This is a genomic window from Methylobacterium terricola (assembly GCF_006151805.1).
Lineage (GTDB): Bacteria > Pseudomonadota > Alphaproteobacteria > Rhizobiales > Beijerinckiaceae > Methylobacterium > Methylobacterium terricola.
The window spans coordinates 103,523-128,884 of sequence record NZ_VDDA01000012.1 but is presented as its reverse complement, the minus strand read 5'-3'; the positions used below and the strand labels follow the sequence as shown (position 1 = coordinate 128,884).

Sequence of the window (25,362 nt, the reverse complement as noted above, 5' to 3'; positions counted from 1 at the left end):
AAGCCTCCCGGATGCGGGGCCGCGACGGCCGGAGCCGAGACTTCGGCCCGCCGTAGTCCCGTGATCCGGGCAAGGGACAACCAATCCGCGGGGGAGCAACCACGTGCTCAGGCAGATGACGGCGGGACCGCGCTCCGCTCTCTCCCGGCTGCTCGGAGGCAAGACGCCCATGGGTCGCACGAGCAACGTCCCACCAGCCAGGGAGGCGGTGCCGGTGACCGAATTGATCGAGATCGCCGATTACATCACCAAGCTCAAGCGGGGCATCGCGGCCCTGCGGGCGCAGGAGCTGACCCGCGACCGCATCCCGATGGCGCATGACGAGCTCGGCAGCGTCGTCGCCGCCACGGCGAGCGCCACCAACCGGATCATGGAATCCGCGGAGGCGATGCTCGCGATCGAGGCCAAGACCCTCCCGGAATATCGCGCCCAGGTCGAGGCGCATATCGGCGACATCTTCGAGGCCTGCACCTTCCAGGACATTACCGGCCAGCGCATCTCGAAGGTGGTCGAGGCGCTGGGCCAGCTCGAGAAGCGCCTGTCGCAATTCTCGACCGTGGTGAACGTGCGCGACGGCGAGGCCGAGCACGATGCCGAGGAGGCGCGTCGCAAGGCCCGCGCCGAGACCCTGATGCTCAACGGCCCGCAACTGAAGGGGCCGGCGACGCCGCAGGACGCGATCGACGCCCTGTTCTCCTGAGGCATCTCCTCGACGGCGTGACACCGGGATGCGGCCGCCGCAACCCCGGTTTTCGCGCGTGGTCCTACCAGCGCAGCAGGTCGATCACGCCGTCCGGATGCACGGCCTGGGCGCTCAGCCACGCCGCGATGTCGCCGATCGGCGCACCCGCCGCGACCCCGAGTTCCTCGGCATGGATGCCGCGGGCCACCAGAAGCGACGCGATGCCGAAGGCGCGCGCCCCGGCGATGTCGGTGCGGATCGCGTCGCCGACGGCGAGAACCCGGCCGCGGGGGAGGGGAGCGCCCCCGTCGAGGCCTTCCGCCGTGGCGAGCGCCGCCTCGTAGACCGGGACGTGCGGCTTGCCGGCATAGACGACCGCGCCGCCCATCTCCTCGTAGAGCGCCGCCACCGCGCCGGCGCAGGGGATCAGCCGCTCGCCACGCTCGACCACCAGGTCGGGATTGGCGCAGATCAGCGTCACGCCGCGGGCCGCCCAGGGCTCGAGCCGGGCGCGGTAATCCGCCGCCGTCTCGACCTCGTCGTCGAGGAGGCCGGTCACGACCACGTGGGCCGCCTCGTCCGGTCCGGACCGGGCGAGGGCGAGGTCGTCGAAGATCGGCAGGTCGCGGTCGGGCCCGAGATGGTACATCGGTGCCGCCGCCCGTTCGGCCATCAGCCGGCGGGTGAGGTCGCCCGAGGTGACGATGGCGTCGTAGGCGGTCCGGGGTACGCCGAAGCCGTCGAGCTGCGCCAGGACGGCGCTGCCGGGGCGCGGCGCGTTCGAGACCAGCACCACCCGGCGCGGCCGGTCGCCCGGCAGGGCGCGAAAGCGCGTCAGCGCCTCGGCCGCGGCCCGGTGGGCGTGGACGCCGTCATGCAGCACGCCCCAGACGTCGCACAGGATCAGGTCGAACCCGTCGGCGATGCCGGCGATCCCGTCCAGGATCGTCACCTCGCCCGGATGCGCCGCGCGCACCATCTCGGCCATGCCGCTTCTCCTCGTGCTGCGATGCAGCAAAACGCCGCCTCGGGCTTAAAGCCGGTTCGACCCGAACGCAACGCCCCGGGTGAAATCGTTTACAGTCACGCCGGGTGGTCGCACGGGCCGATGGGAGCCTCTCGCGCCGGAGCGGATCCCGGTCCATCGCGAAAAGAATGAGCAGGATCAACGATCCGGAGCAGCGCCCGGGCGCAGCGCGCCCGGACGCCGCCCTAGAGGAAAGCCATCCGGTCGACATCGACGAGGCCGCGATCGGTGATCTTCAGGTGCGGGATCACCGGCAGCGGCAGGAACGCGACCTGCAGGAACGGCTCCGGCAGGGTGCAGCCGAGCCCTCGGGCGGCCTCGCGCAGGGGCGGCAGGGCGTCGCGCACCGCCTCGAAGGGCAGGTCGCTCATCAGGCCGGCGATCGGCAGGGCCAGCTCGGCGATGATCCCGCGCTCGTCCGCGACCACGAAGCCGCCCTGGATCGCGATCAGCCGGTTGACCGCCTGCGCCATCGCGTCCGGATCGGCGCCGACGACGCACAGGTTGTGGCTGTCATGCCCGACCGAGGAGGCGATGGCGCCGCGCGCGAGGCCGAAGCCCTGCACCAGGCCGCGGCCGATGCTGCGGGTGCCGTGGCGCGCCACCACGGCGACCATCGCGACGTCCTGCGCGCGATCCGGCACCCCGGACGGCGTCAGGCGCCGGTGCTCGGTGATGATGCGTCCCGGCACGACCCCGATCACCGAGGTCTCGCCCGCCGGCGCCGCCACGGCGAGGTCGGCGGCGGCGACCGGCGCGGCGCGCACGCTGCTGCGGCCCGGCGGCGGCGTGACCGTGCGGGTCGAGAACAGGGCCTCGTCGACGAGACGTCCGGCGGAGATCACGTCCGAGACCGCGCAGGTGCCGAGATCGTCGAGGAGGACGATGTCGGCGCGCCGGCCCGGGGCAATGATCCCGCGGTCGGTGAGGCCGAAGGCGGTCGCGGCGCTGAGCGAGGCGGCGCGGTAGGCGGCGAGTGGCGGCACGCCGAGCGCGATCGCGGTGCGGATCAGGTGGTCGAGATGGCCCTCCTCGGCAATGTCGAGGGGGTTGCGATCGTCGGTGCAGAAGGCGAGAAACGGTGCCGTCCGCTCGGTCAGGAGCGGAGCCAGCGCGTGCAGGTCCTTCGAGACCGAGCCCTCGCGGATCAGCACCGTCATGCCCTTGCGGATCTTCTCCAGCGCTTCCGCCGCGCCCGTCGCCTCGTGGTCGGTGCGGATGCCGGCTGCGGCGTAGGCGTTGAGGGCCAGCCCCGACAGCAGCGGCGCGTGACCGTCGATGTGGCGCCCGGCGAAGGCCGCGAGCTTGGCCAGGCAGCCGGGATCGGCCGCGACCACGCCGGGAAAGTTCATGAACTCGGCCAGTCCCAGGGCGCGGGGATGGTCGCGGTAGCCCGCCAGCGCCGCGGCCTCGATCCGGGCGCCGGCGCTCTCGAGATCGGTCGCCGGCACGCAGGACGAGAGCTGGACCCGGATGTCCATCACCGTCTCGCCCGCGGCCGCCAGCGCGTAGTCGAAGGCGGCGGTGCCGAGCACGTTGGCGAGCTCGTGCGGGTCCCAGATCGCCGTGGTGACGCCGTGCGGCAGCACGCAGCGGTCGAATTCGTGCGGGGTGATCAGGGAGGATTCGACGTGCAGGTGGGTGTCGATGAAGCCCGGCACCGCGATGCGCCCGGCCGCCTCGATCACCCGCGCCCCGTCATAGGTGCCATAGGTGCCCACCACCGTGTCGCCGCAGAGGGCGATGTCGGTCTCGACCAGCTCGCCGGTGACGAGGTCGAGGAGACGGGCGCCGCGGATCACCAGGTCGGCGGGCTCGCGGCCGGCGCCTTGCGCGATCCGGCGGGCGATGGAGTCCGACATCGGGGGCCTTTCTGCTGCGAGGTCCCGCGAGAGTAAGGGCACGCGGCCCGCGCCGCTACCGCTTCGTCACCTGCCGGGTCCTGGACCGTCGCGCCTCATACGGCCCGGCGCAGCACGTCCCGGAAGGCCCGGCGCACCGGCGGCGGCTCGTCGGCGGGAGGCGAGGGGTCCGGATTGGGCTCGGGCGCCGGCGGGGCCGGGGGCGACAGCACCTCGGGCCGCACGACCCGCGGGGGCGAGAACACCCCGCCCTGCGCCAGCGGCAGGTCGAGATCGATCAGGTCCGGCACGTCGGCCTCGCGCTCGACCCCCTCGGCCACCAGCCGGATCCCGGCCCGGGCCAGGGTGGTGGCGATCGCCGGGCCGTGCTCGCCGAGAAGGGTCTCGAGATGCACCTTGGCGTAGCTCGCTCCGCGGGCGGCCAGGGCCGCGGCATCGAGGCGCGGCTCCGAGACCCGGTCGACGGCAAGCCCGATCCGTTCCCGCAGGGCGTTGAGCGCGGTCGCCTGCTCGGCGTCGAGATTGCGCCAGCTGCGCTGCGGCAGGGCCAGGATCAGCCGGCCGGCCAGCTCCGGATGCAGGTCGACGAGGCGGCCGACCGCCCGGAGGAAGCCCGGCTCGAACAGCGAGCCCGGCGACAGGGCGTAGGCCACCGGCGTCTCGCTGCCGCGGCTCGCGAGATGCTGCCCGATCGCCGTCACGCGGGCGAGCATCAGCCGGTCGAGCTCGGTGGTGCGCCCGTGCCGCTCCAGCACCCGCAGGAACTCGTCGGGCGCCAGCACGGTCTCGCCGACGCGCAGGCGCGCCAGGGCCTCGTAGAACGCCACCTTGCGCTGCGGCAGGCTGACGATCGGCTGCAGGTGGACCTCGAGACCCTGGGTGAGGGCCGCCAGGATCTCGGCCTCCGGGCGAGGTTCGGCGGCCGGCTCGGGCACGAAGGGCCGGCGCGGCGCCGGAACGGCCTCCCGCGGCAGGATCGGGTCGGCGGCCCAGGGCGCCGGCGCGGGCGCGGAGGACGGCGGCACCCGGTCCGGCTCGAACCGGGACGCGGCGCCGGGCGCCGGGGCGGCCCGGGCATAGGCCGGCACGCCCTCGGCCGGCGCGTCGCCGTAAAGCCGGGGCGCGGGCGAGGCCTGAACCGACGGGAACGGCATCGCGGCGGGGTGCACCGGCGCCGCAGGCATGGCGTGGCTGTGGGCGGGGTGACGATGGACGTCGTGATGGACGTCACGGGAGAGGTCTTGGACCGGCTGGGGGTGGGGCTGGTGGGGTCTTGCCGCCGGAGACGGGGCGGGCGGCGGCTGGGCCACCGTCGCGGGGGCCGCGGCTCCAGCCTTCAGGCGGGTCAGGTCCTCGTCCTGTGTCGCCACCGCCATGGCCAGCTCGCGCACGATGCCGCCGAGGAGGCCGATCTCGGCTGTGACCTCGGACAATCCGCCCTCGAGGACCGCGTTCGGCACCGCCGGCGCCTCCCGCTGCTCGAGGGTCAGGAGGCGGCGGGACAGGAGGTCGACCTCGCCCGACAGCTTCTCGACCTGATCGGCGAGGCGGCGGGCGCGGCGCAGGGCGAGCAGTGTCGCGACGCCGCCGAGCGCCGCCGCGGCGAGGGCCGTCCCGGCCAACGCCCCGAGGATGGGCGCGCCGAGGAAGGCGACGGCGAGGCAGAGCCCGCCCGCCAGGAGGCACGAGAGGCTGAGGGCGATCCGGGACGCCGACGACCCGCCGGCGCGCCGGCCGGTCACGAGGGCCATGGCGATTCCTCTTACGCGTCGAGGACATGCCGGGTTCCGCGAACACCGGCCTCACCACGGTTGTCGCCGAGGTGCCGAATACCCGCAAGACGCCGCCACGGACTGCCCACGGATTTCGCGGGGCCCTTGTCCAGAGGAGCGCTCTACCCGAGATGGCTTGCGCGGCCCTGGTGCGCCGCAGCGGAGACGGAGCGAGGCGATGACGGACCGGGCCGGCGAGCGGATGGAACTCCTGATGAAGGTCGAGGGCATGACCTGCCAGGGCTGCGTCGCGGCGGTGACGAGGGCGATCCAGCGCCTCGACCCGGCGGCGCAGGTGGAGGCGGACCTCGGCAGCGGCCGGGTCGCCGTCGTCACCGACGCCCAGGCGCTCGACGTGGCCCAGGCCCTCGGCCGGGCCGGCTACGAGGCCGAGGCGATGACTGGTTGAGGCGGCCGGGGACAGTTCAGGGGACAGCGTCCCCTGGCGCCCCGCGCTCTAACGTTCGTTTAAGCCGCCTCTGCGAGGGTTTTGGGAGTTCGCAGTGTAGGGGCGCCGGGGCCGCGAGGTCTCCCGCGCTGGCGTGGCGGTGTGCGTATCAACAGTGCCTTTGCGTCCCTGATCGATGCCCGTCTGGCGGGTCTCGTCCACGATTCCGTCGCCGGCGACCCGGCGGAGCGGGGCCGCCACGAGCGGTTCCTGATCTCCCGACTCGCCACCGGCGCCGTGCTGATGGCGATGCTGCCGCCCTATCTCCTCTGGCGCGGCGTTCCGACGCTGGTCGAGGCGGCGGCGGCGGCCTGCCTGGTGCTCCCCGTCCTGGCCGCCCTGCTGCTGGCGCGGACCGGCAACCTCACCTTCGCCCACGGCCTGTCCTCGGCCTCCCTCACCGGGCTGGTCGTCTGCCTGGCGAGCCTGACCGGCGGGCCGACCTCGGCGGCGAGCATCTGGCTGGTGATGATCCCGGTCGAGGCGCTGCTCGCCGGCTCGCACCGGGCCGCCCTGGTGGCGGCGGTCTTCGCGATGCTGGGCGCGATGGCGGTGGCGCTGATCGAGCCCGCCGCGGGCTTCGGCTTCTTCGCCTGGCCCGCTGCCCTGGCGATGCCGGTCTTCGCCATCACGGCGATCTGCCACGTGCTCGCGCTCTCCCTCGAGCACCGCCGGCGCGAGGGCCGCTGGAGCGACCGGCTGAATGCCGCCTCGGTCCGCGACGCCCTGCTGCTGGAGGCCATCGACGATCTCGTCACCTGGCACGACCGCAACGGCAGCGTGCTGCAGGCGAGCCCTGCCGCGCGCTCCTTCGCCGGGACGAGCCCGGACGCGCTGGAGGGCCGCGGCCTGTTCAACCGCGTCCACGTCTCCGACCGCCCGGCCTTCCTGACCGCGCTCAGCGCCGCCGCGGGCCAGGCCCAGCCGGTGACCGTGCAGTTCCGCCTTCACGCCGCCGGCGAGACGGGCGAGGCCGGTCGGGTGATCTGGGCCGAGATGCGGGCCCACCGGGTTCCGGGTGCGGCGGTGCCGGCCCTGGCCGGCGAGGCCGCCGTGGTGGCGGTCACCCGCGACGTGTCGGAGCACCGGCGCCGGGCCGAGGAGCTCGACCAGGCCCGGGCGGCGGCGGAGCGCGCCGACGAGGTGAAGAGCCGCTTCCTCGCCACCGTGAGCCACGAGCTGCGCACGCCGCTCAACGCCATCATCGGCTTCTCGGAGATGCTGGAGGCCGAAACCACCCTGGCCCTCGGCCCCGAGCGGCGGCGGGAATATGCCGGCATCATCCACTCGTCCGGCCGGCACCTGCTGGAGGTGGTCAACGGGCTCCTCGACATGTCGCGGATCCAGAGCGGCAACTTCGACTACGTGCCCGAGCCGTTCGACCTCGCCGGCCTCGCCCGCGGCGTCTGCGACCTGATGCAGATCCGCGCCGACCAGGGCGGGGTGCGCCTGCGGCGCGAGGTCGCTCCCGACCTCCCGGAGGTCACCGCCGACCCGCGCGCCTGCCGGCAGATGCTGATCAACCTCCTGTCGAACGCCGTGAAGTTCACGCCCGCCGGCGGCGACGTGACGCTCTCGGTGCGCCGGGTCTTCGACCGGGTCGAGATGGCGGTGGTCGATACCGGCATCGGCATCGCCGAGGCCGACCTGCCGCGCCTCGGCGACCCGTTCTTCCAGGCCGGCCTCGGCGCCGGTGCTGCCTATGGCCGCCCGCACGAGGGCACCGGCCTCGGCCTCTCGGTGGTGCGCGGCCTCGTGGGGCTGCATCACGGCGAGCTCGCGGTCGAGAGCAGCCCGTCCTGCGGCACCCGGGTGGTGGTGACCCTGCCGCTCGATTGCCGCGGCGTCCGGGCCGCGCCCGGCACCCCGGTGCCGATCCGCACCGGTGCCCTGGCCGGGGCGCTCCCGGGCCGCTCCGCGGGATCCTTCGCCGAGATGCCCTCCACCCTGCGGCTGACCGGCTGACGCGTGGCCCACCCCTCCCTGGTCCGCTCCAAGGACGATCGATCGACAGCGAGCCGCTCGAACCCGGAAGGAGACGCGATGTCCGAGGCGCCGGCCCGGAAACCCGACGAGGCCGCGGGCCGCCGACGCGACGGTGCGTCGGCCCGCCGGCAAGATCCGAGGCAAGATCCGAGGCAAGATCCGAGGCAAGATCCGAGGCAAGATTCCAGGGAGCAGCCCGGGCACGATCCCGACGTGGCGCTGACCGCCGGGGCGCGGCCGGCGCCACGTCCGCGGGCGGCCCCGCGCGCGCCCCGGGTCGCCGCGCGGCCCGGGCCGGCCGGGCCGCTCGCGCGCCTGCGGGTCCGGGCCGACCGGGTGATGCGCCACCCGGCCGGGATCGTCGGCGGCCTTCTCGCCCTCGGGGCGGTGGCCGCGGTGGCGGCCAATGCCCTGAGCTTCCAGACCGGCCGCCATCCGGCGCCGCTCTTCGCCAAGGTGCCGCAAGGCAAGGCCCCGCCCGGCAAGGATGCGTCGCTCGCGGCCGCCGATTCCACCCCTCAGCCGGGTGTCCGCGCCGAGGCGCCGCGCGCCGCGAAACCCGACGCGCCGCGGGCGGCGGCGTCGGACGGCATCGGCGCGCTGATCCGCGGCGACGACCACGGCACCGCCTCGGTCGGCGCGAAACCGGGGCCCGCCAAGGCCGCGGCGTCGCGGCCGGCGCCGACCCGGGAGGCGGCGCCCGCTTCCCATCCCCCTGCTCCGGTCCGGGAGGCGAAGACCGCCGAGAAGGCCGGGGAGAAGGCTGCGGAGCCGAAGGCCACCGCTCTCCATGCCGCGGCGCCGGCCGCCGGGATCAAGCCCGACAAGTCGATCGCCTATGCGCAGCGCGCCCTGGTCAAGCTCGGCTACGGCCCCCTCGCCGTCGACGGCGTCGCCGGCCCGAGTACCCGCGCGGCGCTGGCCCGCTTCGAGCGCGAGCGCCGTCTGCCCGGCGCCAGCGTGGCGCGCCGGACCCTGCAGGAGCTCGAGGCCCGGTCGGGGTTGAAGCCGGAATAGATCGTCGAAGTGCCGCTCACGGGGGCCGGCCGCTCCCGGGCGCGGCTTGGCGCGGCCACGGGACGTGCTTGCTCCTGACGACGTCCCGCGGCGTCATCCCGGCTGCCGCTGCGCGGCGCCGGGAGACCGGGGGATCTCACCGCCGCGGCATGGCGCCGGGGACGGCTCAGAACCCGATCGCGTCCACCACCTTGCGGAAGCGCGGCAGCGTCGCGTCGCGGTCCTGGGCGCGCACCACGCCGACGGCGCGGAAATAGCCGTCGGGCTGGAAGCGGATGGTCTGCGACACCACCACCGGCGTGCCCGACGGCACGTCGACCGCCCGCGCGACGATCTCGTGCCAGTCGGCGCCGTTCTGGCGGAAGCTCTGCGACCGCTCGATCGCGAAGTCCTTCATCGTCTGGTTCGAGTAGAGGGCGGCCTTGGCGAAGGCGTCGCGCTGCTCGGCCGCCGGAGCCGGCTGCACCGCCTCGGCGAGCACCAGGATCGGCTGCTCGAGATTCATCATCTGGTCCTTGGGCCCGTCGGTATAGAGCACCGAGTTGCCGCCCAGCACCCGCACCGGGCGGAAGCCCTCGGTGTCGGTGACCCGGAAGGGCAGGGCCGCGACCTGCTGGTCGAGGGTGAGCGCCGGGCGCACCCGCACGCTGGTCAGCATGCTGCGCATCGCGTCGTCGCTCTCGGCCCCGGGCAGGGTCTGGCCGATGACGATCCCGGTCACGGTCGGATCGGAGATGAGGAAGACCCATTTGTGCAGGGCCGGGGCACCCGGGGGCTGCTCGATCGGCTGCTCGCCGGTGAACAGCAGGCCCTCGCGCCCGTCGGCGAGCTTGAGCGTCTCGCGGGTCTTCACCACCAGGCCCTGGCTCTTCAGGTTCTCGTCGGTGAAGTTGGTGGTGAGGTCCTTGTAGGCCTGGGCCGGCAGCTCGACCACCGAGACCGTGGCGCCGCCGCCCGTCCGCTCGAAGCCGGTGAAGCGGCGCGACACCACCATCTCCTTGGCCGGCTCGAACCCGAACCGGGAGCCCGGCGGATAGACCGGATCGGCCGCCAGCGCCCCGGCCGGCAGGCCGACCAGGCAGGAGAGGAGTGCGATGGTGCGCAGCGACAGGGGACTCGTCGACATCAGACTCGTCTCGGCTCGAAGAGGAGACGCCGTCCGGGATCGGGCGGCGCAGGCATGGTGCGGATGCGTCGGCCGTGCGCGCCGGTCTGTCAAGCGCGGCGGATCGCCGAGACGCGCCGCAAGGTCAGGTTGAGGCGCCCGCCCGCCGGCACCGCCTCGGGCAGGGCCGGCATGGGGGCGAGGAGGTCGGGGCTCAGGATGCGGTCGACGCCGTGGAAGATCAGGCGCGAGGGCCCCGCCATCACCAGGGCGTCGCCGGAGTCCAGCCGCACCGAGCGGGTCGGGGCGCCGCGCGTGAGGCCGCCGTAGCGGAACAGGGCGGTCGCCCCGAGCGACAGGGACAGGACGGGGGCGGCGAACTCATCCTCGTCCCGGTCCTGGTGCAGCCCCATCCGGGTGCCGGGCGCGTAGAGGTTGACGAGGCAGGCCTCGGGCTCCGCCGGGCAGGAGGCGAGGTCGGCCCAGGCCCGCGTGACCGCGTCGGGCATCGCCGGCCAGGGCCGCCCGGTTTCCGGATGCGTCGCCTGGTAGCGGTAGCCGGCCCGGTCGGAGACCCAGCCGAGGGGGCCGCAATTCGTCATCCGGACCGAGAACGGCTTGCCGGTGCGCGGCATCGTCGGGGTGAAGGGCGGCGCCTCCCGCAGGATGGCGGCGAGACCGGCGGCAAGCGCGCCTTGCGCCCCGGCATCGAGGTAGCCCGGATGATGGAGCAGGCCGGGGGCGAGTTCGATCAGGGGACGGATCCTTCTTCCGCGAGGGACCCGCCTCCTACCCGAATTCCCGCTGGGCCGGCAGCTCACCCGTGGTAAGGTGGGGCTTGCCCGCGAGCGACCGCGTCATGACGACCCGCAACGCCACCCTGATCGGCTCCGGCGCCATCCTGCTCTGGTCGCTGCTCGCCCTGTTCACCGCCGCCTCCGGCGCGGTGCCGCCGTTCCAGCTCTCCGCCATGACCTTCCTGGTCGGCGGGCTCCTCGGCTGCGCCAGCTGGGTCGTCCGGCCCTCCGGGCTCGCCGCCCTGCGCCAGCCGCCCGCGGTCTGGGCCCTCGGGATCGTCGGGCTGTTCGGCTATCACGCGCTCTACTTCGCCGCCCTGCGCCTCGCGCCGCCGGCGGAGGCCGGGCTGATCAGCTACCTCTGGCCGCTGCTGATCGTGCTGTTCTCGGCCCTGCTGCCGGGGGAAGGGGGGCTGCGCGCGGCCCATCTCGCGGGGGCGCTCCTGGGCCTGGCCGGCGTCGTCGCGCTGTTCCTCGGCCGCGGCTCGCTCCATTTCGAGGCCGCATCCCTGCCGGGCTACGCCGCGGCGGCGGCCTGCGCCTTCCTGTGGTCGGGCTACTCGGTGCTGTCGCGCCGGGTCGGCGCGGTACCGACCGATGCGGTGGCGGGCTTCTGCCTCGCCACCGCGGCGCTGAGCCTCGTCTGCCATCTGATCGTCGAGCGGACGGTATGGCCTCAGGGGGTGTCGCAATGGGCCGCGGTCGCGGCGCTCGGCCTCGGGCCAGTCGGGGCGGCGTTCTATCTCTGGGACATCGGCGTCAAGCGCGGCGACATCCGCCTCCTCGGCGTCGGTTCCTACGCCGCCCCGGTGCTCTCGACCTTGATCCTCGTGGCCGCCGGCTACGCGCCGGCGACGTGGTCGCTGGCCCTGGCCTGCGGGCTCATCGTGGCGGGGGCGCTGGTGGCGACGCGGGCAGGGGGGAGCCGGGAGGCCGTGGCGGAGGAGTAGCGAGCCTCGGTGGCAGCCCCGGTCGACACGGCCATCCGGTGGCATGCTCGCGACCGATTTGAGGGGCCCGGGGAAACGATCGGCCGTCAAGGGGCTTGGCGGATCGTCACGACCGGCCTCGGGGCCTGCCGGTTCGATTCCCGTCGATGGGACCAGGGCAGATTCGGTTGCTGCATGGTACACGACACTGTCAGACGGGGTGCCAGCATGCGCGCGATCCAGTGCGAGCCATCCCCCTTTCCCGAATCTGCTGAGGCTTCAGTCGTCCGAGACAGGGGGCTTGCGACGGAACGGTGGCTCGTCGGCATCGTATTCGCCAGTGTCGTGTACCGTGTGGCGGCCGTCTCTGCGGTCGACAAGCAGTCCAATCATCAGCAAGATTTATGATATTCGCGTGGTGATACCCCTATCAGCCGTTTGAATATCGCAGCAAAAGCACCATTGGTCTCATAGCCCAGGGATTGGGCAACTCGCGTCACGGGCTCCCCGGCGATCAGCCTTGGGACCGCCGACAGAACCCGGGCCTGCTGACGCCACGCCGAGAGGGGGCAGCCGAGCTCGTGGAGAGCGAGGCGCCCCAGTGTCCGGACCGACGCGCCGGCCTGTCGAGCGAAATCGTCGATCCGACGCTCTTCGCCGGGCTGTGCCAGGATGCTGGCGCAGACGCGCGCCAGGCGAGGGTCGGACGGCATCGAGAGGGAGATCCCGTCCGGGTGGAGATCGGCGAGTTCGTCGACCAGCACGGCGGCGAGGCGGCCGTTGCGGTCCCGATCGCCTGCCACGCATGGGTCGAGCATGCGCAGGATCAACTCCCGCACCAGAAGCGGCACCGCAAAGCCGCAGGGCGTATCGCCGAGGAGCCGTTTGGCGCGATCCGGTGCGACGTAGAGCGTTCGGAGCGACACGCCGCCCCGTGCCCGGAGCGCATGAGCCAATCGTGGAGGGACCCAGAGACCGCGCTGTGGCGGAACCAGCCACAGACGCCGGGCAGCCTGGATTTCCATGACCCCTGCCGTAGCATGGATGGACTGCCCGTCGATATGGCAATGCTCACCGACGACGGCGCCATCCGGGTAATCGCGTGCAATGGCCTGGAGACAGGCCGGCCCCACCTCGCTACGCACCGCCACCGACGAGGTGGGCACGGAACCAGTCGCGGGCGGCGGTGCTCGTTTCCTCGAAGAGCCGGACATAGGGATCGAAGTGGCCTCCGGCGATCATCACCAAGTGCTTGGGCGGCAGCGCCTGCTGATACGCCTCCAGGCAGAGGTCGGTGGCCGTCAACCGATCCTGGTCGGCGACGATCATCAGGAGCGGGGTGGGGCTGATGCGCGCGATATGGATCCCAGGCTCGTTCTCGCGCGCCAGCTCGGCACTGCGGAGGGTCAGCGCGTTGCGCCAAGCCGGGGCGAAATCCTGGGTCTGGGTGAAGAAGGTGTAGGCGTCGCTGCCGCCCATCGCGCATCCCTCGTTCGGATCGTCGGAAACGGCAGGGAGGATCGCGGGCTCTTCACCACGGAAGCGCGCGGCACGGTCGGCGTCGAAGCGGGCGAGCAGGGCCGGCACGAGATCGGCGCGCGTTCGCCGCAAGGCCGACCGGTAGCCGCTGATCGTCGGAACCTGGCTCACGACGCAGCGGACACGCCGATCGAGGGCGGCGACCTCCAGCACATGGCCTCCGCTGTAGCTCGTCCCCCACAGGCCGATGCGGGCGGGATCGATCCAGGATACCGACTGGGCGAAGCTGATCGCATCGCGATAGCCACGCCTTTGGAGGACGGGGTCCGCCTCCTGGCGCGGCCAGCCGTCGCTGGCGCCGAAATTGGCGTGATCATACACCAGCACACCGAGGCCGGCAGCGGCGAACACCTCTGCATAACGGTCGAGGTACTGCTCCTTCACCCCCGACAGGCCGTGCGCCATCACGATGCAGGGCGCGCTCGGCGGACCGCCACCCGGTCCGTAGAGCCAGCCACGCAAGGTCCGGCCTTCGGATTGGAAGTCGACATCGCGACGCATGGGGGATCCTTCCTGAAGCGACGGTCCCACATGCCAGATCGGCGTAGGGCCGGCGTTGCACGCTCGGCCAGAGAAGACGCCGAATCGGCCAATGTCACGCTGGCTCGGCGCAGCCTACCCCCGCGGCACCGGCCGCCAGTCCGGCGGCGCCATTTCGAACCCCTCGAACCGGAAGCCCGGCGCCACGGTGCAGCTCACCAGGGTCCAGGCGCCGAGGCTGGTGGCGGTCTGCCAGTGCCCGGCCGGCACCACGATCTGCGGCCGGTGGCCCCGGGCGAGGTCGGGGCCGAGATGGCGCGCCTCGGCGTCGTGGCCGTTGGGGCTCGTGGTGATCACCATCGGCGCTCCAGCATGCCACAGCCAGACTTCCGTGGCGTCGACCCGGTGCCATTCCGAGGTCTCGCCGATGTCGAGGAGGTAGTAGATCGCGGTCGAGGCCGGGCGTCCGTCGATCTCGCGCGGATCCCGGAAGGTCTCGCGGTAATGCCCGCCCTCGGGGTGGGGCTTGAGGTCGAGCAGGCGCACGACCTCGGCGGCAGACAGGCTGTGCATCGTCTCAGAACCGGTTCTTCCACTCGCGGAGCGCCGTGAACACCGCCGCCGGGTCGGAGCCGGGCTCCATCCCGACCGCCCGGGCGAGCGCCGGCTCGGTCGCGCGCAGGAACGGGTTGGTGGCGCGCTCCTCGCCGAGGGTGGTCGGCACCAGGAAGCGCCCCTCCGCCTTGGCGCGCTCGGCTAGGGCCGCCCGGTCCTTGAGGTTCTGGTTGCCGGGCTCGGCGGCGAGCCCGAAGCGGGCATTCGACAGCACGTAGTCGTGGCCGGAATAGATCACGGTCTCGTCGGGCAGCGCCGAGAAGCGCGACAGCGAGCGCCACAGCACCTCGGGCGGGCCCTCGAGCACCCGGCCGCAGCCGAGGGTGAACAGGGTGTCGCCGGCAAACGCCAGTCCCGCTTCCTCGAACCAGTAGGTGACGTGGTCGTCGCAATGGCCGGGGGTCTCCCAGACGGCGGCGGCGAGGGAGCCCACCGTCACCACGTCGCCCTCGCGCACCGTCGCGTCGACCTGTGGCACGGCGCTGCCGGCCCGCGCCGGCGCGGTCACCCGGGCTTTCGTCCGCGCCTTGACCTCCGGGATACCCTCGATGTGGTCGCCGTGGCGGTGGGTGACCAGGATGTCGGTGAGGCGCCAGCCGGTCTCGTCGAGGGCGCGCAGCACGGCGGCGGCCTCCGGCACGTCGATCGCCGCGCAGGCGCCGGTGGCGGGGTCGCGCATCAGCACGCCGATATTGTCGCTCCGGCACGGGAAGGTGCGGATCTCCGGACGGATCTCGGGCATGGCGGCGCTTCCTCGAACAGGCTCACGCGAGCGGAGATAGGGCGTCGCCGCCCCGGCGCGAGACTTCCGCGCCGGGAATAGCGGGGAGCGCTCGGGCGGCGAGCGGGTTGACGCCTTGCCGCGCTTCGCGCCACTCCCCATTGATCACCCCGACGGCGCGTCGCGCCGCACGTCCCGAGAACCGATGAGCCTCGACGTCACCGACCTGCGCGCCTTCTATGCCAGCCCCCTCGGGGCGGTGGCGCAGCGGCTGGTCGGCCGCACGGTCCACCGCATGCTCGGCTCGGTCTCGGGTCTGCGGGTCATGGGGCTCGGCTACGCGGTGCCGTATCTCGGCCCGGTGCGGCACGCCGCCGAGCGGACGCTCGCCTTCATGCCGGCGACGCAGGGGGTGACGAACTGGCCGGGTTCCGGCCGCTCGGCCTCCTGCCTCGTCGATCCCACCATGATGCCGCTGCCCGATTCGGCCCTCGACCGGGTGCTGCTGATCCACGCCATCGAGGCGGTGGAGAGCCCGGCCGAGCTGATGCAGGAGGTCTGGCGGGTGCTGACCCCCGGCGGCCGGCTGATCATGGCGGTGCCGAACCGCCGCGGCCTGTGGGCGCGTCGCGACGCCACGCCCTTCGGCCACGGCCAGCCCTACAGCCGCTCGCAGCTCGGCCGGCTGATGCGCGAGACGCTGTTTGCCCCCGAGGACTGGGCCGAGACCCTGTACGTGCCCCCGGTGGAGGGCTGGTTGACCCTGCGCACCGCGAGCGCCTGGGAGCGGGTCGGCACCGGCCTGTCGCTGCCCTTCGCCGGGCTGCACGTGGTCGAGGCGACCAAGCAGCTCCACCGCCCGGTCGTCGCCGTCCAGGCCCGCAAGAAGGCGCGGCTGCGCGCCCGGGTGCTGGCGCCGGTGCCGGTGCCGGCCCCCGTGCCGGGAGGCGCGTAGACGATGCCCTTCCCGGGCGCGGATGCCGCGTTGCAGAGCTTCCTCCTCGCCTTCTCGGCGCTGTTCTCGATCGTCAACCCGCCGGGCTCGGCGCTGATCTTCGCGCAGGTCACCGCCGGCCGGACCCATGCCGAGCGCACCTGGCTTGCCCGCCGCATCGGCGCCTACGCCGCCGCCGTGATGCTGGTCTCGCTCTGGGCCGGCGCCTGGGTGCTGAGCTTCTTCGGCATCTCGCTCTCGGCCCTGCGTATCGCCGGCGGCCTCGTGGTGGCGGCGCAGGCCTGGACCCTGCTCTCGGCGCCCGAGCAGCGCGAGGCGCGCAAGACCGCGCAGGCCGAGCCGGTGCAGGGCAGCGAGGACGATCCGGAGCCGGCCGCGCTCGCCGAGATCGCGTTCTTCCCGCTGACGCTGCCCTTCACCACCGGGCCCGGCACCATCGCGGTGGCGATCGCGCTCGGCGCCGGCCGGCCGGATGCCGGCGCCGACCGGCTCGCCTACCTCGCCGGGGCTTCGGCGGCCTCCCTGGCCATCGCGGTGCTGATCCTGCTCGCCTACGCGTCGGCCGACCGGCTGGTGGCGCGGCTCGGCCATGCCCGGGCCCGGGTGCTCGGTCGGCTCGCCGCCTTCCTGCTGCTCTGCGTCGGCACCCAGATCACCCTCACCGGCGTCACCGACGTGCTCGGCCCGCTCATTGCGAGCGCCAGGCCAGGGTCCGTCCCGTAAGCGCCATCTGCGCCTCGACCGCCCGCAGGATCCGGGCCTTGGCCGAGTAGTGGATCATGTGGCCCTGCCCCGGCAGCAGGGTCAGGGTGCTGCCCGCGACCTCCCGGTGCAGGCGGCAGGATTGCTCGGTCGGATCCACGACGGCGTCGGCGTCGCCCGACAGGATCGCCACCGGCAGGCGCAGGGACGCGTAGCGCGCCTGCATCAGGGCGACCGCCGCGTTCATGCCCGCGGTGTCCTCGGCGCTCGCCCGGGCTTGCGTCGCCGAGAGCGACAGCGCGACCGGAAACCGCGCGGTGAACCGCGCCGGCACCGGTTGCGGATTGAACACGTGGCGGAAGACCTGCGGCGCCAGCATCTGCCCGATGGCCCCCGGCACCAGGGCGCGGGCGGCGTCGCCGAGGCCGGGCACGGCGAGCGGCGCGATCAGCGCCACGTCGGTCCGCCGCCCCGGATAGTAGTAGCCGGAGAGCAGCACCAGGCCGCGCAGGTCGATGTCGTCCTGGATCGCCAGCGCCAGCGCCACGATGGTGCCCCAGGAATGCCCGATCACCACCGGCCGCTCGACGTTCAGCGCCGCGAGCGCGTGCCGGATCAGCCGCGCCTGGGCGGCCGCGGTCCAGACCCGGTGCCGCGGCCGCTCGGTATGGCCGAAGCCGGGCCGGTCGACCGCGACGACGCGGTAATGCTTGGCCAGCTGCTCCACCAGGCCGCAGATGACGAAATCCTCCGCCATCGTGCCGTTGCCGTGGATCAGCACCACCGGCCGGCCCCGGCCGCGGGCGATGTAGTGGAGGCGCACGCCGTCGACCTCGACGAAGCGGCCGGGCAGCCGGTGCGCCGGCGCCTCGGCCTTCAGCGCGGCCGCGCCCTGCCGCATCAGGGCGCCGGTCCGGCGGGCGGCGGCGGCGTTCGCCTTGGCGGTGGCGCGCAGGATCCGGACGGCGCCGCTGGCGGCCCGGCGAGTGCCGCGCCCTGGAACGAACCGAAAGGCCATGGGATCTCCGGCGCGATGCTGCACTGCGGGAGAAGATGGCGCGTCGCGGGCCCGGCGCCTATCCCCGCCCGGTCCGTCCCGGACCGCCTTTTCCCGTCCCGCCTTGGCAGCACCCGCCCACCCCTGTAGGACCCGCCGGATGGGCGGTCGGGAGCCGCTGGTTTGGGGAGCCAATCTGCCATGCGTCTCGTCGTCGTCGGCGCCTCCGGGCGCATGGGGCGGATGCTGATCCAGGCCGTGGCCGGGACCGAGGGCTGCACGCTCTCGGGCGCGATCGAGCGCGAGGGCTCGCCGGTCGTGGGCCAGGATGCGGGCATGCTCGCCGGGCTCGCGCCGCTCGGCGTCCCGGTCACCGACGATCCGCTGCCGGCCTTCGCCGAGGCGGACGGCGTCCTCGATTTCACGGCGCCGGCCGCCACCGTGTTCTACGCCGAGCTCGCCGCCCAGGCCCGCATCGTCCACGTCGTCGGCACCACCGGCCTGTCGCCGGACGATCTGACCAAGCTGAAGGCCGCCGCCTTCCACGCCCGCATCGTGCAGTCCGGCAACATGTCGCTCGGCGTCAACCTGCTGGCCGGCCTCGTGCGCAAGGTCGCGGCGACGCTGGGCGACGAGTTCGACATCGAGATCCTGGAGATGCACCACCGCCACAAGGTCGATGCGCCGTCCGGCACCGCGCTGCTGCTCGGCGAGGCGGCGGCGGAAGGCCGGGGCGTGGCGCTCGAGCAGCGCAAGGTGGCGGTGCGCGACGGCCAGACCGGCCCGCGCGAGCCCGGCACCATCGGCTTTGCCACCCTGCGCGGCGGCAGCGTGGTCGGCGAGCACAGCGTGATCTTCGCCGGGGCCGGCGAGCGCATCGAACTCACGCATCGCGCCAGTGACCGCGGCCTGTTCGCCGCCGGTGCCGTCAAGGCCGCCCTCTGGGCACAGCCCCGCGAGCCGGGCTTCTACGGCATGGACGACGTGCTCGGCCTCTGATCCCTCGGCTTCCCACCTCTTTCCTTTGACAACGGAGCGACACGCATCATGGAGCGTCTTCTCGTCCTCGCGCGCCACGGCCAGAGCGAGTGGAACCTGCAGAACCTGTTCACGGGCTGGAAGGACCCGGGCCTGACCGATCTCGGCGTCGAGGAGGCGCGGGCGGCCGGGCGGCGGCTCAAGGCGAAGGGCGTGCGGTTCGACGTCGCCTTCACCTCCGCGCTCACCCGGGCCCAGCGCACCTGCGCGCTGATCCTGGAGGAGCTCGGCCAGTCCGACCTGCCGACCATCGCCGACGCCGCCCTCAACGAGCGCGATTACGGCGACCTGTCGGGCCTCAACAAGGACGATGCCCGCGCCAAGTGGGGCGAGGAGCAGGTCCATGTCTGGCGCCGCTCCTACGACGTGCCCCCGCCCGGCGGCGAGAGCCTGAAGGACACCGTGGCCCGGGTGCTGCCCTATACGATGCGGGAGATCCTGCCGCGCGTGATGCGGGGCGAGCGCGTGCTGGTCGCCGCCCACGGCAACTCGCTGCGCGCCCTGGTGATGGTGCTCGACGGCCTCACCACCGAGACGATCCCCGGCCTCGAGCTCCATACCGGCGTGCCGCTGGTCTACCGCCTGAAGGACGACACCACGGTCGCCACGAAGGAGATCCTCGACCGCGACTGAGCAGCGGCCCGGCCCGCGCGCCGACGTCGTCGCCGGGCCGGATCCGAACGAGGACCGTTCCCCCGGATGCGGGCTCCCCTCATCCGATCGGGGGAGGGGCTCCCGCATCCGGCTGTCCCGCCGGCACTGACGTCGGACTGGACCGATCTCGATCGCATTCATTAACATTTTCGAATGCGGTGAGCCGCACGGCCCGTCGATACGACAGTGCCGCGCTCGTTCTCGGCGCCCTCCTTGGCGAAGGAGCATCCGCTTTGGTCCGGCGCGGTCTCGAGCATGTGCTGAATCGACTGTCCGGCCGCCCGGCCATCCGGGCCGGTGCCGCGCCGCAAGACCTGGCCGATGACGACGGGACCTGCGTCGAGGTCACCTTCGCCGGGCGCACCTTCAAGCTCGATCCGGCCGACGGCGCCGACCAGGTCGCCCGCGACATCATGACGGGCACCTACGAGGCGCCGCTGCCGATGCTGATGATGGCGAGCCTCGTCCGCATCGACGGGGCTTTCGTCGATGTCGGCGCCAATACCGGATTGTACTCGGTGATGGCGGCCGTGATCGCTCCGGGCCGGCCGATCCTGGCCTTCGAGCCGCTGCCCCTGGCGCTCGCGGCCCTCCGGCGCAACATCGCGGCGAACGACATCCGGCACGCGATCGCGGTCCACGAATCGGCGCTCAGCGACCATTCCGGCAAGGCCACGCTGCACATTCCCGATCCGAGCCATGGCCTGATCGAGACCAGCGCCTCGCTCGAGGCCGATTTCAAGCCGCGCAACCGCGCCACCACCCTCCTGGAGGTGACGGTCGCGACCCTCGACAGCGTCGATATTCCGGGCCCGATCGGCGTGATCAAGGTCGATATCGAGGGGCACGAGCACGCGTTCCTGGAGGGCGCCAGGGCCACCATCGCCCGCGAGCGGCCGATCGTCTTCATCGAGCTGCTGCAAGGCGCGCCGAGCCACCGCATCCGCCATTTCGTGCGTGAGATGGGCTACGTGGACTTCCGGCTCCGGCCGGACCTCGCCATCCATGACGGGGGCGAGATCCTGTACGATCCGCTCGCCTGGAACCACGCCCTCGTCCCGGCCGAGCGCCTGCTGAAGTTCCAGGAGGCGTGCCAGTCCTGCGGCCTCGCCATGCTGCGGCGGTTCGTTCCCGCCTGACCCGCCATCCCGCCGACCCGCCATGCGGTCCGGCCCGCCGAATGTGCCCCGCGGCCATTGCCGCGATGCCGCGGCGTCCCACCTGACCTCCCGTGGTGCACCCTTCCGGCGCGCCCTCATCGGGTGAAGGAGAGACAGATGGTCGACACCGATCGCATCACCGGCGCGGCGCGCGAACTCGGCGGCAAGGCGCAGGCCGCCCTCGGCGATCTCGCGGGCGATCACCGCTCGCAGGTCGAGGGCCGTTTCCGCGAGGCGCAGGGGCGGGCCGAGGGCCTGGCCGGCGAGGCGCGCGACGGCCTGCGCGAGGCCGCCGACACCGCCATCGACTACGCCGAGGACGCGTACGAGCGCGGCCGCCACGCGGCCCGCCATGGGGCCCGCACGGTGACCCACGCCGTCGAGGAGACGCCGCTCCTGGCCCTGCTCCTCGCCGGCGCCGCCGGGTACGGTCTCGCCCTGCTGCTGCACGGGCGTCGCTGAGCCGGTCTCAGCGCGCCGCCGGCAAAGGCGGCGGCTCGGTCGGCAGGGTGCCGTCGGCGAGTTGCAGGCAGGTGAGCAGGGCGACGTAGGACGGCGTGCCGCCGATGTCGCTCTCCTGCCGGCACTCCTGCCGGTCGGAGGCCGGGAAGGTCGCCCAGCGTCGCCGCAAGGAGCGCCGCGCCGCGTGCTCGTCGGAGATGCAGCCGCGGTAGCTCGCCGCGGAAGCGTCCGGTCCGGGCCGGCGTTCGAGCGCGCAGGTCTTGGGGGTGGAGTAGGTCGGGAAGGCCGAACCCCGCGCGAGGGCGGGGCCGGACAGGACCAGCCCGATCGTCACCGGAATCGACAGCCACGCTGGTCTCACGACGGCTTCCCCCCGCACGCGGTAGGCCCGGGACAGCCGCCCCGGGCCAATGATGACGCGCTTACAGAGCCGGCTTACTTCGCCGCCTTGCTGTCCGCCGCGCTGTGCGGGGCCGGCTTGGCGGCCGCCTTCGCGGCACTCGCCTGAGGCAGGCCGATCGCGTCGATCACGTCGAAGCGCATCCCGTCCTCGGCGGTCTTCAGGGCCGCGTTCGCCTCGTAGTACTTGCCCTGGTTGATGAGCGTGGCCGCCTGGTTCACGTCCGCGGTGGTCTTGTCGAGGGGCAGCACCGCCATCGTGAAGTTCACGTCGACATGGGCGAGCTTCAGCTGCTCGATGGCGCCCTTCTGGTCACCCTTGGCGAGGTGCTTGTTCGCCTCGTTCACCGCGGTGGCCTTCTCGGGCGTCGCGAGGAAATCCTCGCCGAGGGTCAGCTGGGAATCGACCGGCACCCAGGCGACCTTGTCCGTCGACTTGGTATCGCTGGGGGCGGCTTGCGTGCTGCCCGTCTTGTCCACCGCCGCCTTGTCCTTGGTAGCGGCGATCTGGGCCGGCGTCTTCAGCTCGGCCTCCGCCTTGGTGAACACGGCGTCGTCCGACTTCGCCTTCGCCAGAGCGGCCTGGGCCTTGCCGATGAGAGCCTTGGCCTGAGCGGGATCGGCGTCGAAGATCGCGATCCGGGCCAGATGCATGTCGCGGAACGCCTGGGCCCCGTCCTTCGACAGCTTGCCGACATCCTGGTCGACCGCGCGTTGCGCCGCGCTCTCCTGGGTCACCATCGGCTTGGCGGCTTGCTCGGCCGCGTAGGCGCCGCCGCCGATGACCGTGGTAGCAACGAGGGCAGCAACCAGGGATTTCCGGTAGGACATGATTTTGCCTCCTCTTGAAATCGATGCCAGTTTGTTTGGAAGGCATCGCTGCGTCGGTGACATTCGAATAACACAGAGGCAGGAGGGCAGTTGCCTCACCGTTTCATTAAAAGCTGGTAACTCAACGGCATGTCGCAATCTCGGGCTGCCGGCAACTTTTGGTCATCCCGGGGCGGGCCGGAATCTCCTCGCGGCAGTCGGGTCGGGAGTGGGGCTGCAAGATTGGAGTATTCAGAGCGAAGAGAAACGCTCAATTTCGCAAAAGCCTGGGATGCCTATGAAATAAGTATCAAGTCAAATAGCAATCGACGAAATTGCGATCGACACGTCGCAGTCGAGACTGGGACGATATCAAGAAGTCAGGACGTGGAGAGCGTGAAGCCCGCGTCGCATGACGAATCCGGGAGGGCCGGACGATCCCGCCCTCCCGCGGCGCCCCGTTACTGCGCCGTCCAGCCGCCATCCACCGACAGGTTGGTGCCGGTGATCTGGCTCGCGGCGTCCGTGCACAGGAACGCCGCGATCGCCGCGACCTGCTCGACGGTGACGAATTCCTTGGTCGGCTGGGCCTTCAGCAGCACCTCGTCGATCACCTGCTCCTTGGTCAGGCCGCGCGCCTTCATGGTGTCGGGGATCTGCGCCTCGACCAGCGGAGTCCAGACGTAGCCCGGCGAGATGCAGTTCACGGTGATCTTGTGGGTGGCGAGTTCAAGCGCCGCGGTCTTGGTCAGGCCGGCAATGCCGTGCTTGGCCGCCACGTAGGCCGACTTGTACGGCGAGGCGACGAGGGAATGGGCCGACGCCGTGTTGATGATCCGGCCCCAGCCCTTCGCCTTCATGCCGGGGATCGCCGCCCGCATGGTGTGGAACGCCGAGGACAGGTTGATCGCGATGATCTGGTCCCATTTCTCGACCGGGAACTCGTCGATCGCCGAGACGTACTGGATGCCGGCATTGTTGACGAGGATGTCGACCGAGCCGAACGCCTGCTCGGCCTCCGCCACCATCGCGGCGATCTCGTCGGGCTTGGTCATGTCGGCGGCCGAGTAATGCGCCCGCACGTGGAAATCGGTTTCGATGCCGGCCCGCTCCGTCTCGATCGCGTCCGGCTTGCCGAAGCCGTTGAGCACCACGTTGGCGCCATGTTGCGCCAGCGCCCGCGCGATGGCGAGGCCGATGCCGCTCGTCGAGCCGGTGACGAGGGCGGTCTTGTTTTGCAGCGACATGAATCGTCTCCTCAGGCCAGGTTTCTCACGCGAGATAATCGTGCAGCACGTGACCGTATGGCAGGGTGAAATCGACGATCTGATGCCGGCCGCCGACGATGCGGCGCACCGGCAGGTCGGCGACGCGGCAATTGACGTGCGGGATCAGGTGAAGCCGGGCCTCGCCCTCCCAGGCGCCGTGGACCTCGATGTCCTGCAGGCGGTAGCCGACGAGCTGCGCCACCTTCACGCCGCCATCGACGTCGGGGATCAGCTTCAGGTTGACGTTGAGCTGGCCGATCCCGTCGCGAACCCTGTCGAGCCGGTCCTCCAGGCTGTGGTGCTTGTAGGTCATCGTGCCCATCGCCACCCGCTCCTCGTCGTAGTGCAGGGTGCCGGTCAGCGTGTCCTTCGTCAGCTTGAGCCGGGGCACGCCGTACTTCTTCGGAAAACCCCAGATCTCGCGGCCGGCGGTGATCGGCGGCTCGTCGTCGAGATACATCTGGACCGAGTAGTTGCAGGGCTCGCCGTTCCAGGTCGCGACGATGGCCGATCCGCTCTCCTCGTAATCGCCGAAGCCGGAGGAATCCGGCATCTTCATCCACTCGTAATAGGCGAGGTTGCCGGGCGCGGGCTCGAGCGGCTCGGGCAGGGCGGCGCGGAGCGCCTCCGGATCGGTCTCGTAGGTGATGATGAGGTATTCGCGCCGGATGAACCGGTACGGCCCGTGCGGGTAGCTCGGGCTGAAGGCCGGCATCGAGGGCGCCTTCAGGATCTCGTCGCGGGTCATGCGGGACTCCGTGGTTGGAGATGAGCTAATCCCGCGCGTCGCGGGTGAGGTCGAACACCGTCACGCCCTCGTCGGGCCGGCAGCGCTCGATCCAGCGGCGATGGCGCAGGGAGCGGCGCACGTCGTTGCGCCCGGCCTTCCAGTGCTCCAGCATGGTCGTGCGCGAGAACTCGTAATCCTTGGCGTCGCTCTCGTAGTTCTTCGCCCGGTAGATCAGCTGCAGGATCGTCACGGCGTTCTGGTGGCTGACCTCCGACAGGAAGGCGACGTCGGGATCCTGGTGCAGCTCCGGCGGCAGCTTGTCGAACAGGCGCCGGAACGCGGTCTTGGCCTTGTGGATCTCGATCTGGTCGTCGGTGTTCAGCCGGGTGCGGCTCGAGAAGCGGATGTCCTTCTCGCGCTCGGCGGCCTCCGACAGGGTGCGGGGGAGGGGCCCGCGGGCGCTGAACAGGTCGACCTGGAACACCGCGAGGTCGCGTAAGCGCTCCTCGTCGAGGACGTATTGCAGCGGCGTGTTCGAGACGATGCCGCCGTCCCAATAGAGCTCGCCGTCGATCTCGACCGGCGGGAAGCCCGGCGGCAGCGCGCCCGAGGCCATGACGTGCTCAGGGCCGATCCGGTCGCGGTGGTTGTCGAAGTAGACGAAGTTGCCGGTGCGGATATTGACCGCGCCGACGCTCAGCCGGGTCTCGCGCCGGTTGATGCGGTCGAAGTCGATCAGCTTCAGGAGCGTCTGCCGCAGGGGGGCGGTGTCGTAGTAGCTCAACGCCTGCGGGGCGCCGGCCGGGTAGAGGGCCGCCGGGGGCACGCGTGGGACGAAGAAGCCCGGCACCCCCACCGTCGCCCCGAAGGCGGCGCTCCAGGCGTTGAACACCTCGCGCGCCTGCTCGCCGGGCCACCACGGCGAGACCGTGATGGCGGAGGACACCGTCTCCCAGAAGGCCCGCAGCCGCGCGACCCGGCGCTCGGGCGGGTTGCCGGCGATGAGCGCCGCGTTGATCGCTCCGATCGAGATGCCGGCGACCCAGTCGGGCGACAGGCCGGCCTCCTGCATCGCCTCGGCGATGCCGGCCTGGTAGGACCCGAGCGCCCCGCCGCCCTGCAGCACCAGCACCCGGCACTCGTCCCGCTGCGACCGGTCCGGCTCTTCCATGGGGCCCCCGCGCACGAATCTCGGCCGTTAGATGAT

At 72.2% G+C, this 25,362-nt stretch carries 26 protein-coding genes; 11 read left to right on the top strand and 15 right to left on the bottom strand.

Features of this window, described 5'->3' with window-relative positions; all coding sequences use genetic code 11:
• The first annotated feature begins 169 nt into the window (after window positions 1-169).
• Window positions 170-700, top strand: a complete 531-nt coding sequence (locus FF100_RS22885) for a protein phosphatase CheZ (RefSeq protein ID WP_139038066.1) — start codon at window positions 170-172, stop codon at window positions 698-700.
• A 64-nt stretch (window positions 701-764) separates the two neighbouring features.
• Here the strand turns inward: FF100_RS22885 and FF100_RS22880 are convergent, their stop codons facing one another.
• The 3 genes from FF100_RS22880 to FF100_RS22870 form a co-directional block, all read right to left on the bottom strand.
• On the bottom strand, window positions 765-1,670 hold the full coding sequence (locus FF100_RS22880) for a TIGR01459 family HAD-type hydrolase (protein WP_139038065.1): 906 nt from the start codon (window positions 1,668-1,670) through the stop codon (window positions 765-767).
• 224 nt (window positions 1,671-1,894) lie between these two features.
• Entirely contained in the window at window positions 1,895-3,571 is a 1,677-nt protein-coding gene (gene ade, locus FF100_RS22875) for an adenine deaminase (RefSeq protein ID WP_139038064.1), read from the bottom strand.
• Between the two features lie 95 nt (window positions 3,572-3,666).
• Window positions 3,667-5,322 carry an EAL domain-containing protein gene (locus FF100_RS22870; protein WP_139038063.1) on the bottom strand — a complete coding sequence of 552 codons (1,656 nt, stop codon included), beginning with the start codon at window positions 5,320-5,322 and terminating at the stop codon, window positions 3,667-3,669.
• Between the two features lie 199 nt (window positions 5,323-5,521).
• Here FF100_RS22870 and FF100_RS22865 point away from each other — a divergent pair, with 199 nt between their 5' ends.
• From FF100_RS22865 to FF100_RS22855, 3 genes are all read left to right on the top strand, one after another.
• Window positions 5,522-5,752 carry a heavy-metal-associated domain-containing protein gene (locus FF100_RS22865; RefSeq protein WP_246102248.1) on the top strand — a complete coding sequence of 77 codons (231 nt, stop codon included), beginning with the start codon at window positions 5,522-5,524 and terminating at the stop codon, window positions 5,750-5,752.
• A gap of 141 nt (window positions 5,753-5,893) precedes the next feature.
• Window positions 5,894-7,756 carry a PAS domain-containing sensor histidine kinase gene (locus FF100_RS22860; protein ID WP_139038062.1) on the top strand — a complete coding sequence of 621 codons (1,863 nt, stop codon included), beginning with the start codon at window positions 5,894-5,896 and terminating at the stop codon, window positions 7,754-7,756.
• A gap of 234 nt (window positions 7,757-7,990) precedes the next feature.
• The gene (locus FF100_RS22855; RefSeq protein WP_246102246.1) at window positions 7,991-8,794 is read left to right on the top strand and encodes a peptidoglycan-binding domain-containing protein; all 804 of its coding nucleotides are present in this window, start codon (window positions 7,991-7,993) and stop codon (window positions 8,792-8,794) included.
• 166 nt (window positions 8,795-8,960) lie between these two features.
• On the opposite strand, the gene FF100_RS22850 is transcribed toward FF100_RS22855, so the two are convergent.
• Both FF100_RS22850 and FF100_RS22845 read right to left on the bottom strand, forming a co-directional pair.
• Window positions 8,961-9,920, bottom strand: coding sequence for a hypothetical protein (locus FF100_RS22850; RefSeq protein ID WP_246102244.1), 960 nt, complete (start codon window positions 9,918-9,920; stop codon window positions 8,961-8,963).
• An 89-nt stretch (window positions 9,921-10,009) separates the two neighbouring features.
• On the bottom strand, window positions 10,010-10,654 hold the full coding sequence (locus FF100_RS22845) for an alpha-ketoglutarate-dependent dioxygenase AlkB (RefSeq protein ID WP_139038125.1): 645 nt from the start codon (window positions 10,652-10,654) through the stop codon (window positions 10,010-10,012).
• A 104-nt stretch (window positions 10,655-10,758) separates the two neighbouring features.
• Here FF100_RS22845 and yddG point away from each other — a divergent pair, with 104 nt between their 5' ends.
• Entirely contained in the window at window positions 10,759-11,646 is an 888-nt protein-coding gene (gene yddG / locus FF100_RS22840; protein WP_139038060.1) for an aromatic amino acid exporter YddG, read from the top strand.
• Between the two features lie 371 nt (window positions 11,647-12,017).
• Here the strand turns inward: yddG and FF100_RS22835 are convergent, their stop codons facing one another.
• From FF100_RS22835 to gloB, 4 genes are all read right to left on the bottom strand, one after another.
• On the bottom strand, window positions 12,018-12,791 hold the full coding sequence (locus tag FF100_RS22835) for an AraC family transcriptional regulator (RefSeq protein WP_171070293.1): 774 nt from the start codon (window positions 12,789-12,791) through the stop codon (window positions 12,018-12,020).
• Entirely contained in the window at window positions 12,763-13,665 is a 903-nt protein-coding gene (locus FF100_RS22830) for an alpha/beta hydrolase (RefSeq protein ID WP_139038058.1), read from the bottom strand. The genes FF100_RS22835 and FF100_RS22830 overlap by 29 nt, the downstream gene beginning before the upstream one ends.
• 114 nt (window positions 13,666-13,779) lie before the next feature.
• On the bottom strand, window positions 13,780-14,217 hold the full coding sequence (locus FF100_RS22825) for a cupin domain-containing protein (protein WP_139038057.1): 438 nt from the start codon (window positions 14,215-14,217) through the stop codon (window positions 13,780-13,782).
• Between the two features lie 4 nt (window positions 14,218-14,221).
• Window positions 14,222-15,001, bottom strand: coding sequence for a hydroxyacylglutathione hydrolase (gloB, locus tag FF100_RS22820; RefSeq protein ID WP_139038056.1), 780 nt, complete (start codon window positions 14,999-15,001; stop codon window positions 14,222-14,224).
• A gap of 184 nt (window positions 15,002-15,185) precedes the next feature.
• Here gloB and FF100_RS22815 point away from each other — a divergent pair, with 184 nt between their 5' ends.
• Both FF100_RS22815 and FF100_RS22810 read left to right on the top strand, forming a co-directional pair.
• Window positions 15,186-15,935, top strand: a complete 750-nt coding sequence (locus tag FF100_RS22815) for a class I SAM-dependent methyltransferase (RefSeq protein ID WP_139038055.1) — start codon at window positions 15,186-15,188, stop codon at window positions 15,933-15,935.
• A 3-nt stretch (window positions 15,936-15,938) separates the two neighbouring features.
• On the top strand, window positions 15,939-16,658 hold the full coding sequence (locus FF100_RS22810) for a MarC family protein (protein WP_139038054.1): 720 nt from the start codon (window positions 15,939-15,941) through the stop codon (window positions 16,656-16,658).
• On the opposite strand, the gene FF100_RS22805 is transcribed toward FF100_RS22810, so the two are convergent.
• Window positions 16,624-17,655 carry an alpha/beta fold hydrolase gene (locus tag FF100_RS22805; RefSeq protein ID WP_139038053.1) on the bottom strand — a complete coding sequence of 344 codons (1,032 nt, stop codon included), beginning with the start codon at window positions 17,653-17,655 and terminating at the stop codon, window positions 16,624-16,626. The two genes, FF100_RS22810 and FF100_RS22805, sit on opposite strands and share 35 nt — an antisense overlap.
• Before the next feature lie 180 nt (window positions 17,656-17,835).
• On the opposite strand from FF100_RS22805, the gene dapB reads away from it, so the two are divergent.
• From dapB to FF100_RS22785, 4 genes are all read left to right on the top strand, one after another.
• On the top strand, window positions 17,836-18,633 hold the full coding sequence (dapB, locus tag FF100_RS22800) for a 4-hydroxy-tetrahydrodipicolinate reductase (protein WP_139038052.1): 798 nt from the start codon (window positions 17,836-17,838) through the stop codon (window positions 18,631-18,633).
• 48 nt (window positions 18,634-18,681) lie between these two features.
• Window positions 18,682-19,305 carry a 2,3-bisphosphoglycerate-dependent phosphoglycerate mutase gene (locus FF100_RS22795; protein ID WP_139038051.1) on the top strand — a complete coding sequence of 208 codons (624 nt, stop codon included), beginning with the start codon at window positions 18,682-18,684 and terminating at the stop codon, window positions 19,303-19,305.
• A 278-nt stretch (window positions 19,306-19,583) separates the two neighbouring features.
• A complete protein-coding gene (locus tag FF100_RS22790; RefSeq protein ID WP_246102242.1) occupies window positions 19,584-20,465 on the top strand; it encodes an FkbM family methyltransferase in 882 nt (293 codons plus the stop codon).
• A 138-nt stretch (window positions 20,466-20,603) separates the two neighbouring features.
• The gene (locus tag FF100_RS22785) at window positions 20,604-20,948 is read left to right on the top strand and encodes a CsbD family protein (protein WP_139038050.1); all 345 of its coding nucleotides are present in this window, start codon (window positions 20,604-20,606) and stop codon (window positions 20,946-20,948) included.
• A 7-nt stretch (window positions 20,949-20,955) separates the two neighbouring features.
• On the opposite strand, the gene FF100_RS22780 is transcribed toward FF100_RS22785, so the two are convergent.
• The 5 genes from FF100_RS22780 to FF100_RS22760 form a co-directional block, all read right to left on the bottom strand.
• Entirely contained in the window at window positions 20,956-21,309 is a 354-nt protein-coding gene (locus FF100_RS22780; RefSeq protein WP_139038049.1) for a hypothetical protein, read from the bottom strand.
• 74 nt (window positions 21,310-21,383) lie between these two features.
• Window positions 21,384-22,178, bottom strand: coding sequence for a YfdX family protein (locus tag FF100_RS22775; RefSeq protein ID WP_139038048.1), 795 nt, complete (start codon window positions 22,176-22,178; stop codon window positions 21,384-21,386).
• A 440-nt stretch (window positions 22,179-22,618) separates the two neighbouring features.
• Window positions 22,619-23,404, bottom strand: a complete 786-nt coding sequence (locus FF100_RS22770; protein WP_139038047.1) for a 3-hydroxybutyrate dehydrogenase — start codon at window positions 23,402-23,404, stop codon at window positions 22,619-22,621.
• A gap of 25 nt (window positions 23,405-23,429) precedes the next feature.
• Window positions 23,430-24,173, bottom strand: coding sequence for an acetoacetate decarboxylase (locus tag FF100_RS22765; RefSeq protein WP_139038046.1), 744 nt, complete (start codon window positions 24,171-24,173; stop codon window positions 23,430-23,432).
• Window positions 24,174-24,198: 25 nt separating this feature from the next.
• Window positions 24,199-25,326, bottom strand: coding sequence for a patatin-like phospholipase family protein (locus tag FF100_RS22760; protein ID WP_139038045.1), 1,128 nt, complete (start codon window positions 25,324-25,326; stop codon window positions 24,199-24,201).
• Window positions 25,327-25,362 lie beyond the last annotated feature (36 nt).